The sequence below is a fragment of the Rhizobium ruizarguesonis genome (assembly GCF_012349115.1).
GTDB lineage: Bacteria > Pseudomonadota > Alphaproteobacteria > Rhizobiales > Rhizobiaceae > Rhizobium > Rhizobium ruizarguesonis.
Map to the genome: position 1 here is coordinate 1 of NZ_PQIG01000101.1, position 16054 is coordinate 16054.

12 protein-coding genes are annotated in these 16054 nt (G+C 60.8%); 8 read left to right on the forward strand and 4 right to left on the reverse strand.

What is annotated here, in order from left to right:
• Positions 1 to 165: 165 nt before the first annotated feature.
• Complete coding sequence (locus tag C3Y91_RS27400) at positions 166 to 891, reverse strand: sugar transferase (protein ID WP_026171029.1); 726 nt, start codon at positions 889 to 891, stop codon at positions 166 to 168.
• A gap of 643 nt (positions 892 to 1534) precedes the next feature.
• Positions 1535 to 2332, reverse strand: a complete 798-nt coding sequence (gene cysQ, locus C3Y91_RS27405; protein WP_018073712.1) for a 3'(2'),5'-bisphosphate nucleotidase CysQ — start codon at positions 2330 to 2332, stop codon at positions 1535 to 1537.
• 545 nt (positions 2333 to 2877) lie between these two features.
• On the opposite strand from cysQ, the gene C3Y91_RS27410 reads away from it, so the two are divergent.
• The 7 genes from C3Y91_RS27410 to C3Y91_RS27440 all read left to right on the forward strand — a co-directional run bounded on the left by C3Y91_RS27410 (position 2878) and on the right by C3Y91_RS27440 (position 9516).
• Positions 2878 to 3780, forward strand: a complete 903-nt coding sequence (locus tag C3Y91_RS27410) for a branched-chain amino acid ABC transporter permease (protein WP_003561974.1) — start codon at positions 2878 to 2880, stop codon at positions 3778 to 3780.
• A gap of 4 nt (positions 3781 to 3784) precedes the next feature.
• Positions 3785 to 5176, forward strand: coding sequence for a high-affinity branched-chain amino acid ABC transporter permease LivM (gene livM, locus C3Y91_RS27415; protein WP_018073713.1), 1392 nt, complete (start codon positions 3785 to 3787; stop codon positions 5174 to 5176).
• Positions 5176 to 6051: an ABC transporter ATP-binding protein gene (locus C3Y91_RS27420; RefSeq protein ID WP_012758697.1), complete on the forward strand. Its 876-nt coding sequence runs from the start codon at positions 5176 to 5178 to the stop codon at positions 6049 to 6051. Before livM ends, C3Y91_RS27420 begins: the two co-directional genes overlap by 1 nt.
• Entirely contained in the window at positions 6051 to 6794 is a 744-nt protein-coding gene (locus C3Y91_RS27425; protein WP_018073714.1) for an ABC transporter ATP-binding protein, read from the forward strand. The genes C3Y91_RS27420 and C3Y91_RS27425 overlap by 1 nt, the downstream gene beginning before the upstream one ends.
• Positions 6795 to 6813: 19 nt before the next feature.
• On the forward strand, positions 6814 to 7167 hold the full coding sequence (locus C3Y91_RS27430; RefSeq protein ID WP_003561969.1) for a DUF6867 family protein: 354 nt from the start codon (positions 6814 to 6816) through the stop codon (positions 7165 to 7167).
• Positions 7168 to 7287: 120 nt separating this feature from the next.
• Positions 7288 to 8409, forward strand: coding sequence for a branched-chain amino acid ABC transporter substrate-binding protein (locus C3Y91_RS27435; RefSeq protein ID WP_003542332.1), 1122 nt, complete (start codon positions 7288 to 7290; stop codon positions 8407 to 8409).
• A 135-nt stretch (positions 8410 to 8544) separates the two neighbouring features.
• Positions 8545 to 9516, forward strand: coding sequence for a 2-hydroxyacid dehydrogenase (locus C3Y91_RS27440; RefSeq protein WP_130664996.1), 972 nt, complete (start codon positions 8545 to 8547; stop codon positions 9514 to 9516).
• Positions 9517 to 9650: 134 nt separating this feature from the next.
• Here the strand turns inward: C3Y91_RS27440 and C3Y91_RS27445 are convergent, their stop codons facing one another.
• On the reverse strand, positions 9651 to 10571 hold the full coding sequence (locus tag C3Y91_RS27445; RefSeq protein ID WP_017965834.1) for a response regulator transcription factor: 921 nt from the start codon (positions 10569 to 10571) through the stop codon (positions 9651 to 9653).
• Positions 10564 to 13950: a hybrid sensor histidine kinase/response regulator gene (locus C3Y91_RS27450; protein WP_130662097.1), complete on the reverse strand. Its 3387-nt coding sequence runs from the start codon at positions 13948 to 13950 to the stop codon at positions 10564 to 10566. Before C3Y91_RS27450 ends, C3Y91_RS27445 begins: the two co-directional genes overlap by 8 nt.
• A gap of 179 nt (positions 13951 to 14129) precedes the next feature.
• Between C3Y91_RS27450 and C3Y91_RS27455 the strand changes: the two genes are divergently transcribed.
• Complete coding sequence (locus C3Y91_RS27455; RefSeq protein ID WP_168576041.1) at positions 14130 to 16034, forward strand: acid phosphatase; 1905 nt, start codon at positions 14130 to 14132, stop codon at positions 16032 to 16034.
• Positions 16035 to 16054 lie beyond the last annotated feature (20 nt).

A 16054-nucleotide genomic window follows, 5' to 3' on the forward strand; every position in this document is an offset into this window, starting at 1 on the left:
ACTTGCTACATCGCTGCTCTCGTCATTTGGTGGGCATGATTGAGTCTGGAGCCTAAAGCGCGTCACATCGCGCTTTAGGTCTTTGTCTCATGCATGTGGATTTCCCAAAACCGCTGCACATTTTTGGGCGACATGCGTAAGGCAGCCGGCCCTTTCTCACAAAGCTTAGAAGCCTTTACCACCGGTCAGCTCCGACATTACGGTTCCGACAATGATGCGCATGTCCATCCAGATCGAGAAATTCCCGACGTAGTAGAGATCGCTGGCAATGCGGGCGCGCGCCTTGGCGGGACGATCGGTCGGGCCGCGCAGGCCACGCATCTGGGCAAGACCCGTCATGCCGGGGCGCATCGCATGGCGCTGATGGTATTCCGGTACGAGCTCTTCGTAGAGCACGCCGCCGGCGCGCATGCCGATTGCATGGCAACGCGGGCCGACGACCGACATGTGGCCCAGCAGCACGTTCAGCAGCTGCGGCAACTCATCGACATTCGTCCGGCGCAGGATGGCGCCGATGCGGGTGACGCGCGGGTCGTCCTTGACCGTCTGGGCAACGCCGGAGACGTCGCAGAGGTCGGTGCGCATGGAACGGAACTTGTAGACCTTGATGGCCTTGCAGTTCTTGCCCCAGCGGGTCTGCTTGAAGAGCACCGGTCCCGGGCTGTCGAGCTTGATCAGCATGGCGACGAACAGAAGGAACGGGGCGAGGACGAGGAGGGCGCTCAACGACGAAAAAATGTCGAACGCCCGCTTCAGGACCAGATCCACCAACGGCGCCTGCGGCGCATCGCTATGGATAACAGGGGTCTGGATCTTCAGGCTCGGCTGCTGGCGGCGGCTCGGCCGGAAGGACTCTGTCGAAATGCTGTTGTTTAGTTCCGTGATGCTCAAGGATCGTACTCTGTTGTCTTCGAGGGGGCGCGGCGGCAATAGGCGATCAATGGTTAACCCTGTCACCAGGGCTGCACTTAGGTCTTGGTAACCCTACTAAAACGGAAAAATGCGACAATTGTGTAATGGTGTCCAGAGAAATATCGCATCGCAACAAATCTTTCGCACTTGCGTTAAGTTGAGGCAAGCTCATGATATTTCGTTAATAATTGGAATTTTGTCAAAGTTTTTAGGCCTTTGGCAGGGGTTCACCGAGGGTTGGCGACGTGCCGTTTCGACACGTGACCCGGGTCTCTTAACCGTATTTCTTAACGGAACACGAGCCGAAATTTTTCGGATGAAGATATCGAGCACTGTCGAAGCGGTGCCGAAATGTGACAAAATCAAGGCAGGATTGTTGGCGCGCGGCGTCTTGAAAAGATGCAGGGCAACGAATTCGCCGCCCGAATCGCTCAATGAGGGCCGATAACGCGAATCACTTCACAGCTGGAATGGGATCGTGGACGCGCTTTAAGGAGGGACGCTTGCTCAGTTGAGGCGCGCACGCCGGAGGTCGGTCGCGGATTGTCGCGACAGGTCTGAGCTCATGGTTACGATGCAGAGAATCGCGCCGCTTGCCGGTATTCAGCGATGCTAAGGATGGTCACGCCGGTTCGAGGACGCGTTTCCTGCCGCCCCAGGAGATGAAGTTCGGGTTGGCAAAGTCGAAATCGGCCGCCGTTCCCGTCTTGCCATAGGTCAGCGGCGTTCCGTCCAGCGTCACCGTCGAACCGCCGGCGGCGCGCAGCACCGCATCGCCGGCCGCGGTGTCCCATTCCATCGTGCGGGTAAAGCGCGGATAGACGTCGGCCTTTCCTTCGGCCAGCAGGCAGAATTTCAGCGAGGAGCCGATATTGGTGCATTTGAAGATCGCGTGGTCGGCGAGGAAGCTTCCGGTCTCGGGGCTGTTGTGGCGAAGGCTTGCAAGCGCCAGCCTGTCGTCGGGCTGTTCGCGCACAGTGATTGTGCTGCGAGCGCCAACTGTGAAATCCTCCGTGACGACGAGCCTTTCGGCGTGGCCGCGCTCTCCCGAGAAGGCAAGCCCGAGCGCTGGCGCGTAGACGATGCCCGCCACCGGGGCGCCGCTCTCGATATAGGCGATGTTGACGGTGAATTCCTGCCGTCCGTCGACGAACTCGCGCGTGCCGTCCAGAGGGTCGACCAGGAAGAAGCCACGGCCTGCAATGTCGGGCACCTTGCCGGCGGCAACTGATTCTTCCGCAACGACGGGTATTTCGGGATAATCTCTGGCGAGATGAGCGAGGATGATGCGTTCGGCCTCCTCGTCGGCGACCGTGACCGGACTTGCATCCGCCTTCATGGTGACAGGGAAGCCTTCGCGCAAGACCGTGATGATGGCCTTGCCGGCTTCGAGCGCCGCCTTTTCAAATGTCCTCAGCATTGTCCTTTTGCCGTTCGCCACGCGGCGAGCACCCCGCTGTCGCTCGTCCGCAAACCATCCCTGTCACATCCAGATACTTAATTTATATGGTGTTCCCCGTCGTGCTCTGCATCCCTCAATACAAAGCTTGATGATGCTACCATAAGTTTTCAGCCTTGTCAGACGAAGATGGCGGGCATTTGCCTGTGAAATGGCATTCGTCAAAAAGGCTGCCTTGAGGTCTGAATTTGCTCCATCTTCCAATTCTGTGGAATAGCTTACGCAGCAAACAGCGCAGGAAATCGACGGCGACATCTCCGTATGGTTAAGCCAGTGGCAGTTTCTGACTAAAAATAGATCCTGCTTTGCCGTTTTTCTGTGGATTTTGGTTCAAAACGCGCCATTTAGGCCTGTTCTGACAAGAATCTGTCGGAGTAAATCCTTTTTGTCTTCACATTTCCAACGAAACCGCTATGCATTCGGCCTATGAGGTTCTCTGAAACGGAGAACTGAAGAACCAAAAAGAGATGCAGCATTTTAGGCTCGCATCCAGGGGAAAACGACATATGGAGTATTTCGTCCAGCAGCTCTTAAATGGGCTGACGCTCGGATCCATCTATGGCCTTGTGGCTATTGGCTATACGATGGTTTACGGCATTATCGGCATGATCAATTTCGCCCATGGCGACATCTTCATGCTCGGTGGTTTCGCCGCTCTTATCGTCTTCCTCGTCCTCACATCCATCTTCGCAGGTCTCCCGGTGGCAGTTCTGCTGCTGGCGATGCTTGTCGTCGCGATGTTGATGACGAGTTTGTGGAACTGGACGATTGAGCGCGTCGCATACCGTCCTCTGCGCGGTTCCTTCCGCCTGGCGCCGCTGATTACCGCGATCGGCATGTCGATCACGCTGTCCAACTTCATCCAGGTGACGCAGGGCCCGCGCAACAAGCCGATTCCACCGATGGTGAGCACGGTCTACCAGTTCGGCAACATCTCGGTGTCGCTGAAACAGATCATCATCATCGTGATCACGGCAGTGCTGCTCACGATCTTCTGGTACATCGTCAATCGCACCGCACTCGGCCGTGCCCAGCGCGCCACAGAGCAGGATCGCAAGATGGCGGCGTTGCTCGGCGTCAACGTCGATCAGACGATCTCGATCACTTTCGTTATGGGTGCGGCACTCGCAGCCGTCGCCGGCACGATGTATCTGATGTATTATGGCGTCGCCTCGTTTAACGACGGCTTCACGCCTGGTGTGAAGGCCTTCACGGCAGCCGTTCTCGGCGGTATCGGTTCGTTACCCGGCGCCGTCTTCGGCGGCCTCCTTATCGGCCTTATCGAGTCGCTGTGGTCGGCATATTTCACCATTGCCTACAAGGACGTCGCGACCTTTGCGATCCTGGCTTTCGTGTTGATCTTCAAACCGACCGGCATCCTCGGGCGGCCGGAAGTCGAGAAGGTATAACGTCATGGCAAACATCGAAAATTCTGCAGGCAAGCCCGATGCCGGACTTGTCCGCAAAGGCCTTACCGAAGCTCTTTTCGCCGCCGTTCTGTCGTTCGGCATGTTCGTTCTCTATGTCGGCCTCAAGACCGACCAGAACATCAGCAACGAGCTGATCATTGTCCAGCGCTGGGGCCTGCTTGCGATCTTCGTCGCGGTCGCCGCCATCGGCCGCTTCGCGACGGTGGTTTTCCTGCGGCCGCATCTCGACAACCGCAAGCTGGCGAAGGCGAGACAGGGCGAACTCGACATCTCAACCGAGAAGAGCTTCTTTCACCGGCATTTCCTGAAGATCGCGCTGATCGCGCTGCTGCTTTATCCCATGGTGGTGGTGGCGTTCAAAGGCCCTCAGGGCTCGCTGACATATGTCGACAATTTCGGCATCCAGATCCTGATCTATGTGATGCTGGCTTGGGGGCTGAACATCGTCGTCGGCCTCGCCGGCCTGCTCGACCTCGGCTATGTCGCCTTCTATGCCGTAGGCGCTTATTCCTACGCGCTGCTTTCGAGCTATTTCGGCCTGTCCTTCTGGGTGCTGCTGCCGCTTTCGGGCATCTTCGCGGCACTCTGGGGCGTCATTCTCGGCTTCCCGGTGCTGCGCCTGCGCGGCGATTACCTCGCCATCGTGACGCTTGCCTTCGGTGAAATCATTCGTCTCGTCCTCATCAACTGGACTGAAGTGACGAAAGGCACCTTCGGTATCTCGAGCATCCCGAAGGCAACACTCTTCGGCATTCCCTTCGATGCGACGGCCGGCGGCTTTGCCAAGCTCTTTCACCTGCCGATCTCCTCGGCCTATTACAAGATCTTCCTCTTTTATCTGATCCTGGCGCTCTGCATGCTGACGGCCTACGTCACCATCCGGCTGCGCCGCATGCCGATCGGACGCGCCTGGGAAGCCTTGCGCGAAGACGAGATCGCCTGCCGTTCGCTCGGCATCAATACGGTGACGACCAAGCTCACCGCCTTTGCGACGGGCGCGATGTTTGCCGGTTTCGCCGGCTCGTTCTTCGCCGCCCGCCAGGGCTTCGTTTCGCCGGAATCCTTCGTCTTCCTGGAATCGGCCGTCATTCTCGCCATCGTCGTTCTCGGCGGCATGGGTTCGCTGACCGGCATCGCGATCGCCGCCATCGTCATGGTCGGCGGCACCGAGTTGTTGCGCAGTATGGACTTCCTAAAATTGATCTTCGGACCCGATTTTACGCCGGAACTCTACCGCATGTTGATCTTCGGCCTCGCCATGGTCGTCGTCATGCTGTTCAAGCCGCGCGGCTTCGTCGGCTCGCGTGAGCCGACAGCCTTCCTCAGAGAGCGCAAGGCGATATCCGGAAGCTTCATCAAGGAGGGCCATGGTTGATGAGCCCCGTAACGAATACGATGTCTGACGACACTCTTCTCAAGGTCGAACACCTGTCGATGAAGTTCGGCGGCCTGATGGCCATCAACGACTTCTCCTTCGAAGCCAAGCGCGGCGATATCACCGCGCTGATCGGGCCGAACGGCGCCGGCAAGACCACCGTCTTCAACTGCATCACCGGCTTCTACAAGCCGACGATGGGCATGATCACGTTCAACCAGAAGAGCGGCAAGCAATATCTGCTCGAGCGCCTGCCGGACTTTCGCATCACCAGGGAAGCCAAGGTCGCACGCACCTTCCAGAACATCCGGCTCTTCTCCGGCCTGACCGTTCTCGAAAACCTGCTGGTTGCCCAGCACAACAAGCTGATGAAGGCATCGGGTTATACGATCCTCGGCCTTATCGGTGTCGGCCCCTATAGGCGGGAAGCGGCCGCTGCAATCGAGCTCGCCCGTTTCTGGCTCGAGAAGGCCGACCTGATCGACCGCGCCGACGACCCCGCCGGCGATCTGCCCTACGGCGCCCAGCGGCGTCTCGAAATTGCCCGCGCCATGTGCACCGGTCCGGAGCTGCTTTGCCTGGATGAACCGGCTGCCGGCCTCAACCCACGGGAATCGGCAACGCTCAACGCGCTGCTGAAGAGCATTCGCGCCGAAACAGGAACGTCGATCCTGCTGATCGAGCACGACATGTCGGTGGTCATGGAAATCTCCGACCACGTCGTCGTCCTCGAATATGGTCAGAAGATTTCCGATGGCACGCCGGATCACGTGAAGAACGATCCGAGGGTCATCGCGGCCTATCTCGGTGTCGAGGATGAAGAAGTGGAAGAGGTGATCGCAGCCGTCGAGCAGCTCGAAGGAGGCGCAAACTGATGGGCGATGAAGTAATGACGGGTCAACCGCTCCTTCAGGTGAATGGCGTCGAAACCTATTACGGCAATATCCGGGCGCTGGCCGGCGTCGATGTCCACGTCAACAAGGGCGAGATCGTCAGCCTGATCGGCGCCAATGGCGCCGGCAAGTCGACACTGATGATGACGATCTGCGGCAGCCCGCAGGCCCGCACCGGTTCGGTGGTCTTCGAGGGCCGCGACATCACCCGCATGCCGACACATGAAATCGCCCGTCTACGCATTGCACAGTCGCCGGAAGGCCGCCGCATCTTCCCGCGCATGACGGTTCTGGAAAATCTTCAGATGGGCGCAGGCCTCGACAATCTGAAACACTTCGCCGAAGACGTCGAGAAGATCTTCACGCTCTTCCCGCGTCTCAAGGAACGTCACGCCCAGCGGGGCGGAACACTTTCGGGCGGTGAGCAGCAGATGCTGTCGATCGGCCGCGCGCTGATGGCGCGCCCGAAGTTGCTGCTTCTCGACGAACCCTCGCTCGGTCTTGCGCCGCTGATCGTCAAGGGCATCTTCGAGGCGATCAAGAAGCTCAACGAGGCGGAGGGGCTGACCGTTTTCCTCGTCGAGCAGAACGCGTTCGCCGCCCTCAGGCTTTCTCACCGCGCCTACGTGATGGTGAACGGCAAGGTGACGATGAGCGGCTCCGGCAAGGAGCTTCTTGCCAATCCCGAGGTCCGCGCCGCCTATCTCGAAGGCGGAAGACACTAGGTCGAAAGGAGAGTTTGACATGCAGGGACTTTTCTTCGAAGCGGATGCCGGCCCCCTTGTGGCGATCCGCGTCATCGTCTTGCTCTTAGGCTTCTGGACGGCCTGGCGCGCCGGCAAAGCGGTTGCCGAAGGCTGGGCCGACTATCCGTTGGTCATCGTCTATACATTCCTGCTCGCCTGGGCGATGCAGTTCCTGCATCATGCCCTGTTCAATGGTCCGATGCTCAACGCCTTCTACTATATCCTCGACTTCGTGACGCTGCTGGTGTTCTCGACGGCCGGCTTCCGCTACCGCCGCACCAATCAGATGGTTAACAACTATTACTGGCTGTACGAGAAAACTTCCGCGTTTTCGTGGAAGGACAAACATTGACAGTCCGTTGAAACTAGGCATGAATTGCCTTCCGAGTGGAACAGCTTTCCTGGCGCAGTCAATGGTGGGTAGTGCGCTGGGCCTTGGACCGGAACCCGCCCAAAAATTGGGAGTAATAATATGAAGAAGTCTCTTCTGTCGGCAGTGGCTCTGACGGCGATGGTCGCCTTCAGCGGCAACGCGTGGGCCGACGTTCTCATCGCTGTCGCTGGTCCGCTGACTGGCCCGAACGCCGCGTTCGGCGCTCAGCTCCAGAAGGGTGCTGAACAGGCAGCCGCCGACATCAACGCGGCTGGCGGCATCAACGGCGAGCAGATCAAGATCGAACTCGGCGACGACGTCTCCGACCCGAAGCAGGGCATTTCGGTCGCCAACAAGTTCGCTGCTGACGGCGTCAAGTTCGTCATCGGCCACTTCAACTCGGGCGTTTCGATCCCGGCTTCGGAAGTCTATGCCGAAAACGGCATCCTCGAAATCACCCCGGCCGCGACGAACCCGACCTTCACGGAACGGGGCCTCTGGAACACGTTCCGCACCTGCGGCCGTGACGACCAGCAGGGTGCCATCGCCGGCAAATATCTTGCCGATCACTTCAAGGACGCCAAGATCGCTGTCGTTCACGACAAGACCCCCTACGGTCAGGGCCTTGCCGACGAAACCAAGAAGGCTATGAACGCCGCCGGCGTCACGGAAGTCATATACGAAGGCATCAATGTCGGCGACAAGGACTTCTCGGCCCTCATCGCCAAGATGAAGGAAGCCGGCGTCTCGATCATCTATTGGGGTGGTCTGCACACTGAAGCCGGTCTCATCATCCGCCAGGCGGCCGACCAGGGCCTGAAGGCGACGCTGGTTTCGGGCGACGGTATCGTTTCGAACGAACTGGCCTCGATTGCTGGCGACGCCGTCGCCGGTACGCTGAACACCTTCGGCCCCGATCCGACGGCGAACCCTGCGAACAAGGAACTCGTCGAAAAGTTCAAGGCCGCTGGTTTCAATCCGGAAGCCTACACGCTCTATTCCTACGCTGCGATGCAGACGATTGCCGGGGCCGCCAAGGCTGCCGGTTCGCTGGATCCTGAGGCCGTTGCCAAGGCCATGAAGGAAAAGGGCCCGTTCCCGACCGTTCTCGGCGACATTTCGTTCGACGAAAAGGGCGACCCGAAGATTCCTGGCTACATCATGTACGAATGGAAGAAGGGTCCGGACGGCAAGTACAGCTACTTCCCGCAGGGCATGTAAGCCTCGCTCGCCTTTATGGGATATGATTATCGAAGCCCGGTTCCGACCGGGCTTCTTTCTTTTTGCGGGCGTTTCAATTTTCGCCTGGCTGGTCTAACTCTTGGCATCGTTTTGAAGCATTGAGCGGAACCGTCCATGTCCAAACCCCGCATTCTCGTCACCCGGCGCTGGCCAGCCACGGTGGAAACTGTCCTTGCCGCGCGTTTCGATGTGACGTTCAATCGTGACGATATTCCGCTCGGCGAAGACGAGCTGCGGCTGGCGCTCTCGACCTATGATGCCGTATTGCCGACGGTTTCCGATCGGTTGCCCGCCGCCGTCTTCGACGGCGCCGCTGTCGTCACCAAGATCCTCGGCAATTTCGGCGTCGGCTACAATCACATCGATATATCAGCTGCCAAGGAGAGAGGCATTGCGGTCACAAACACGCCGGGCGTGCTGACCGACTGCACGGCCGATATCGCCATGCTGCTGCTGCTCGCCGTTGCCCGGCGCGGCGGTGAGGGCGAGCAGCAGGTACGCGCTGGTGCATGGAAGGGCTGGTGCCCGACGCATATGGTCGGCACCAAGGTGACCGGCAAGACGGTCGGCATCATCGGTTTCGGCCGAATCGGCAAGGCCTTCGCGCAACGCTGCCATTTCGGCTTCGGTATGGATGTGGTGTTCTTCAACCGTTCGGCGATCGATCCGGCGGAGGCGGCGCGTTACGGCGCGCGGCAGCTGCCGACGATCGAGGCCGTGCTGGCGGTGGCCGATTTCGTCTCGCTGCATTGCCCCGGTGGAGCAGAGAACCGACACCTGATGAATGCGGCGCGGCTTGCGGCGATGAAGCCGGGCGCCTTTCTCATCAATACGGCGCGTGGCGACGTGGTGGACGAGGCGGCGCTGATTGCAGCGCTCGAGGCGGGCACGATCCGCGGCGCCGGGCTTGACGTCTACGAGGCGGAACCTGATGTGCCGGAGGCACTGCGGCGGATGGAGAACGTCATGGTGCTGCCGCATCTTGGCAGCGCTACGGAAGAGACGCGGACCGCCATGGGCATGAAGGTGGTTGACAACGTGACGGCGTTTTTCGAGGGCAGGGATGCGCCGGATCGGGTGGTTTAGCGCCTAGAGCATGATGCCGAAAAGTGTGAGCGGTTTTCGGCCGACATCATGCCCTAGCTATTTAATTTAGAACAGGATTCAGATTTTAGGCCGAACAGGCCTAAAATCATGCTGTTCTAGCCTCCAACACCATCTTACATCTCGTACAGCACATGCGTGGCTTTCACGGCGGCCGAGGCCCGGTTCTCGACGCCGAGCTTCACGTAAATCTGTTCGAGGTGCTTGTTTACCGTCCGCGCCGACAGTCCCAATATTTCGCCGATGTCGCGGTTGGCCTTGCCCTTGGCGATCCAGAGCAACACTTCGGATTCGCGCTGGGTAAGCGAAAAGCGCTGGCGCAGTACCTCGTCGTCGCTGCGCTGATTGGCGGCAGTGAGGCGGAAGAGATATTCGTCAGGGCCGATTGCGCCGAGGAAGGCGAGCTGCAGTGCCGCCTGGCCAGCATGGGCGATCGAGATGATGCCATCGCGCACGGCCGCGACGCGGTCGCGCATCCAGCCAGCGATATGGCGGACGACGATTTCCATGCCGTCGTCGCTGCCCATCGCGGCATTGACCAGCCGTGTCGCCTGCGGCGTTGACCAGTGGATGGCGCCGTCGCCTTTGACGGCCAGCAGATGGCGGCCGGCTGCGTCCAGCGCGATGCGGGCGCTTTGGGCTGAGCGAGCGTTGCGCAGATGGACACGGATGCGGGCACGCAGTTCGTCGATGTTGATCGGCTTGCTGAGATAATCGACGCCGCCGGATTCCAGCGCGTGCACGACATGCTCGGTCTCGGTCAGGCCGGTCATGAAGATGACAGGTACCTGCGCCGCCGCGGCGTTCGCCTTCAGCCGACGGCAGGTCTCGAAGCCGTCCATGCTCGGCATCACCGCGTCGAGCAGGATGAGATCGGGCGTGATGCGCTCGACGATACCAAGTGCCGCCGTGCCCGACGTGGCGATCAGCACGGAGAAGCCGGATTGTTCGAGTGCGTCGGTCAAGAAGCCGAGTGCTTCGGCCGAGTCGTCGACGAGCAGAACGATGTCGCGGGGGAGGGAGGCCGGCTCAGCCAATGGATTCCACCTTTTCGTCGAAGTCGTGCAGGAAGGTCATGAAGCCGGCGAGGTCGAAGGCGGCGACATAGGCGCGAAGTTCCTCTGTGAATGGCTGATTTGCCTCCACCTTGGCAAGGTCCGAAAGCTTGGCTTCGATGCCTCTGATATAGCCGATCTCGCCGAGCCGCAGCAGTTCCTGCACATGGGCAGCACCGGGGCTCAGCATCGGCGCTTCGATCTTAACGGGAACGGCTGGCGCGGCATCGGCATAGATCCATTTCAGGCCAAGATGCAGGGCGAGCTTGTCACGGAGTTGGCGGATGTCGACCGGCTTGCCGATTGCATCATTGTGGCTGTCGTCGCTGTCGCTGAGAACAGCCGCGTCACCGATATTGGCCGAGAGCATCAGCACTGTCGCCGTCTGGCCGGCCTCACGCAGACGCGAGACGAGCTGCCAGCCGTTCATGCCGGGCATCAGGATATCGACAAGGAAGAGGTCCGGCATAATGCCCTCGATCAGCGTCAGGCATTCGCCGCCGCTCGCTGCCGTCAGCACGATGAAATCGAGCGGCGCCAGGATTTCGCGCATCATCTCGCGATGGTCCTCGTTATCGTCGACGACGACGACCGTCCGACGCGGGCCGTCATAGCTGACAATGCGCTTTTCCTGCGGTGCGGCGGCCACGGCGCGCATGACGGCGGACAGCATCAGCCGGACGCGGAAGGTCGAGCCTTCGTCCTTCACGCTCGAAACCGAAATCTCGCCACCCAGCGTGTTGGTCAGAAGCCGGGTGATCGTGAGGCCGAGGCCAAGCCCTGGCATTGGCCGCACGCTTTCGGCCTCACCGCGTTGGAAAGGTTCGTAGATGCGGGGGAGGTCTTTCTCCGTGATGCCTCGGCCGGTATCGGCAACGGTGAAGGTCGCGACCTGGCTGCGATAGCCGACATCGAAGGTGACGCTGCCTTCGTCAGTGAATTTGATGGCATTGGAGAGCAGGTTGACGAGGATCTGGCGCAGGCGCTTTTCGTCGGTGCGGACGAATTGCGGCAACGCCGGCGAGCGCTCATGGATGAAGACGAGCCCCTTCGCCTGCGCCTGCGGGCGGAACATATCGACGATCTGGTCGAGGAAATCCTGGATGTTGATCTCGTTCGAATAGACCTGCAGGCGGCCGGCCTCGATCTTCGAGATATCGAGCAGGCCGTCGATCAGGCCGGAGAGATGTTCGGCGCTGCGGCGGATGACCTTGATCGAAGACTGGCGCGGCGTCGGGATCGTTTCGTCGCGCTCGAGGATCTGGGCGTAGCCGAGCACGGCGTTCAGCGGTGTGCGCAACTCGTGGCTCAAGCCGACGACATAGCGGCTCTTTGCCCGGTTGGCGGCCTCGGCGGTTTCCTTGGCGTTCTGCAAGGCGGCGTCGGTCTTCTTGTGGGCGGCGATTTCCTTGAGCAGCAGCGTGTTCTGGCGCGAGGATTCCTCCTCGGCGACGACGCGACTGTCATGGGCAAGCACATAGAACCAGCAGACGACGCCTGATATCACCGAGAAGACGAAGAAGACGATGAGGATGGTGCGGTTGACGACCTCGGCCGTTTCAGGCGAAGCGGCGGCGACCTGATGGGCGATCATCGCCAGGATAGCGCCGATGGCGGTCAATGCCAGCACGACGGCGATGCCGTAGCGGCCGAGGCGTGTCGTCAGCTTCTCGATGATGGTCTGAGGCAGCAGCACCTTGGCGACGGTGCCGACTTGGGCGTTGAAACGGGCGGCCGGCTTGCACATGTCGTGGCAGCGGCTGTCGAGCGAACAGCAGAGCGAGCAGATCGGCGCGGCATAGGCCGGACACCAGGCCATGTCCTCCGGTTCGAAGGGATGTTCGCAGACCGAGCAGGTGATGCTCGTCAGGTTCTTCCAGCTGTGGCGCGGCTTGCGGGCGAGATAGAACTTGCCTTTGGTCGCCCAGGCGATGACAGGCGAGGCGATCAATGCGACGACGAGGGTGATATAGGGCGCGAGCGAGGCGGCAATATCGCCGAAGGCGCCGAAATGAGCGATCAGCGACACGGCCGCCGACAACGTCATGGCGCCGAGGCCGACGGGGTTGATGTCGTAGAGATGGGCGCGCTTGAACTCGATGCCGGGGGGAGCAAGGCCAAGCGGCTTGTTGATGAAGAGATCGGCGGAGATCGTGCAGAGCCAGGCCATAGCGATGATCGAGAAGATGCCGAGCGTTTCCTCCAGCAGCCGGTAGATGCCGAGTTCCATCAAAAGCAGGGCGATCGCGACGTTGAAGACCAGCCAGATGACGCGGCCGGGATGGCTGTGGGTCAGCCGCGAGAAGAAGTTCGACCAGGCGAGCGAACCGGCATAGGCATTCATCACGTTGATCTTCAGCTGCGAGACGACGACGAAGGCGGCCATCAACAGCAGCGCGGCATTATGCCAGGGGACCATGTAGCCGAAGGCAGTCAGATACATCTGCGCCGGGTCGGCGGCGCGATCGAGGGGGACGCCCGAGGTGAAGGTCAGCACGACCAGAAATGAACCGGCAAGCAGCTTCGGCGCGCCGATGATGACCCAGCCGGGCCCGGCGAGAAAGATCGCCAAGCGGTGGCGCCACTTGCGCTGCGGGTCCGGCGGCAGGAAGCGCAGGAAGTCGGCCTGTTCGCCGATCTGCGACATCAGCGCCAGGATGACGGCGGAGGCGGCGCCGAACTCCACCAGATCGAATTCGGCGATGGTGCCGGGCGGGCCGGAGGCATGGCGGATGCCGGCGAAGGCGCGCCAGAGATCGAACTTTTCCCAGTCCAACAAGGCGATGAAGATGAAGGGAAGGATATTCAGCACGATCCAGAAGGGCTGGGTCATCAGCTGGAACTTGCTGATCAGCCGCACGCCGTGCGTCACCAGCGGGATCACCATGACGGCGCTGATGATGTAGCCGATCCAGAGCGGGATGCCGAGGGTGAGCTCCAGCGCCCCGGACATGATCGATGCCTCGATCGCAAACAGCATGAAGGTGAAGCTCGCATAGATCAGCGAGGTGATGGTCGAGCCGATATAGCCGAAGCCTGCGCCACGCGTCAGAAGATCGATGTCGACGCCGTGGCGGATGGCGTAGCGGCTGATCGGCAGGCCGATCGCCAGCATGGCGGCCGAGGCGACGATAATGGCGTAAAAGGCGTTGGTGGTGCCGTAGGAGAGAGTGATCGCCCCGCCGATCGCCTCCAGCGCCAGAAAGGAGATCGCGCCGATCGCCGTCTGCGAGATGCGCTGCGAGGAGAAATGGCGAGCGCTCTTTGCGGTGAAGCGCAACGCGTAATCTTCCAGCGTCTGGTTGGCGACCCAGCGATTATATTCGCGTCTCACCGGAATGATGCGTTGGCGCGCTGCCATGTCTTCCTTTCCGGCATTCCGGTTGGGCTCATCGTCTCTCCGGCAGTTTTGGCGGGATGGTTGGGAAAGGCAAGAGGCGGGCACCGACTGGTTCACAGAATGGCAATATTTTTGCAATTGATCTGTCACATAAGGGCTCTAACTCTCCCGGCGTTCGTTCAATCATTTCGGGTATCGCCATGTCTGCTTTAAGCCTTTGCCGCCTGAGCACCGCCCTCGTCTGCCTTCTTTCGATCGTGCCATCGCTTGCCAGCGCCGAGCAGACCACGGCGGCGAAAGCGCCTTACGCGCTGGCCGGAAACACCAACAAGCGTGGTGACGCCTGCTTCTCGACGGTGGACAGCAACGCCGCCGTTCATCTTCTCTCCGGCTTCCTCGAAATCTGGACCCCGCGCACGCCTTTCGTCGATGCGGGTGTCGAAGCCCCGGCCAAGGATAATTGCCCGGCGGTCGCCAAGACGGATTGGGACGGCATTCCTTCTAGCAAGACCGACGGCCATATCGTCAACCAGGCCGTCCATGACGCCAACATCGCCTATGTCGTCAAAGCGACGCGGGCGCGGACTGCCGATCAGGCGGTGGCCGCCTATCTCGACGATCGGCGCGGCAAGAATGCCAGCATCGTCGATGGCCTCGGTCCGCTGACAGATGCCTGGAAGGCCGGCTCGAAGCAGATCACCACGATCACCGAGGTGGCGGCCGACGCGACGACGGTCAAATATGACGACAAGGGCAACAATCGCGGCGCCGGCAGCAAGCCGGACGCGGAAAACAAGACCGATGCCAACCCCGACATGGGCCTTGCAATCGACTTCATCAACGCCGCAAGCGGTGATGGCTCGACGGAGCCGGCCAAGCGCTATTTCAAGTATGGCCGTCCCTACCGCTGGAGCCAGGACGTGTCGGTCGTCCCGACGCTGGAGCCCGCCAAGAGCGGCAAGCCGGTCGAGGACGGCGGTTTCCCGAGCGGGCATACGGCGGAAGCCTGGCGGGATGCGCTGGCCATGGCCTATCTCGTGCCGCAGCGCTTTCAGGAAATGATCACGCGCGCCAGCGAACTGGGTGAAGACCGCATCCTCGCCGGCATGCATTCTCCTCTCGACGTGATGGGCGGCCGGATGCTCGGCACGGCTACGGTCGTCTACAATCTGAATAAGCCCGATAATGCCGCGCTGAAGAACGACGCTTACAGCCAAGCGCAGTCATGGCTTATCGCCAAATCAGGCGTTGCGGATGCGGGCGCGCTCGAAGTCGCTGCCCATGCGGCACCGCTGGCTACAGATCGTTTCGCCGATCATGACGCCAATCGCGCTTACGTGCTGCAGCGCTTGAGCTACGGCCTGCCGACGATCCATGCGACCGATCAGCCGGCGCGCGTGCCGCAGGGCGCCGAAGCGCTTCTCGAAACGCGTCTGCCCTATCTGGGCGGCGAGCAGCGCCGCGACGTGCTGAAGACAACGGAAGTCGCCTCCGGCTATCCGCTCCTCGACGATGCGGAAGGTTACGGCCGTCTCAACCTCTTTGCCGCGGCCGACGGTTATGGTGCGTTCGAGCAGGACGTGACCGTGACGATGGACGCGGCAAAGGGCGGTTTCAATGCGATCGACACCTGGCGGAACGACATCACCGGCAAGGGCAGGCTGGTGAAGCGCGGCGAAGGCATCCTCGGGCTGTCGGGCGCCAACAGCTATGCCGGCGGTACCGTGCTGGAAGAGGGCGCGCTGGTGGCCCTCTCGCCGTCGGCCTTCGGTACCGGCGGCCTGACGGCTGACCGCGGTTCGCTCGTTCTGGCAGCGGACAAGCCCGTGACCATCGGCGGCGACTATCAGCAGCTTGCCACGGCCGTGATGAAGCAGAGGCTCGGCGCGAACGGCGAGGGTACGCTGATCGTCCATGGCAAGGCGGTGCTGGCCGGCGAGCTCGATGTGACGCTTGCCGACGGTTTTGTCCCGACGCCTGGAACGAAGATCGAGATCCTGAAGGCGAGCGCCGTAACTGGCGCCTTCGAAAAGCTGACCGTCGCAGGCCACAGGGCGAGCCTCTCTTACGGTCCGACGGCCATCGTCTTGACGATCGACGGATAATTCTTCCGAGAGAATCGACA

Excerpts from the sequence above, each read along its gene's own strand:
- C3Y91_RS27425 (WP_018073714.1), top strand. The coding sequence starts at position 6,051 with ATGGGCGATGAAGTAATGACGGGTCAACCGCTCCTTCAGGTGAATGGC.
- C3Y91_RS27450 (WP_130662097.1), bottom strand. The coding sequence starts at position 13,950 with ATGGCAGCGCGCCAACGCATCATTCCGGTGAGACGCGAATATAATCGC.
- C3Y91_RS27455 (WP_168576041.1), top strand. The coding sequence starts at position 14,130 with ATGTCTGCTTTAAGCCTTTGCCGCCTGAGCACCGCCCTCGTCTGCCTT.
- cysQ (WP_018073712.1), bottom strand. The coding sequence starts at position 2,332 with ATGCTGAGGACATTTGAAAAGGCGGCGCTCGAAGCCGGCAAGGCCATC.
- C3Y91_RS27435 (WP_003542332.1), top strand. The coding sequence starts at position 7,288 with ATGAAGAAGTCTCTTCTGTCGGCAGTGGCTCTGACGGCGATGGTCGCC.
- livM (WP_018073713.1), top strand. The coding sequence starts at position 3,785 with ATGGCAAACATCGAAAATTCTGCAGGCAAGCCCGATGCCGGACTTGTC.
- C3Y91_RS27430 (WP_003561969.1), top strand. The coding sequence starts at position 6,814 with ATGCAGGGACTTTTCTTCGAAGCGGATGCCGGCCCCCTTGTGGCGATC.
- C3Y91_RS27440 (WP_130664996.1), top strand. The coding sequence starts at position 8,545 with ATGTCCAAACCCCGCATTCTCGTCACCCGGCGCTGGCCAGCCACGGTG.
- C3Y91_RS27420 (WP_012758697.1), top strand. The coding sequence starts at position 5,176 with ATGAGCCCCGTAACGAATACGATGTCTGACGACACTCTTCTCAAGGTC.
- C3Y91_RS27410 (WP_003561974.1), top strand. The coding sequence starts at position 2,878 with ATGGAGTATTTCGTCCAGCAGCTCTTAAATGGGCTGACGCTCGGATCC.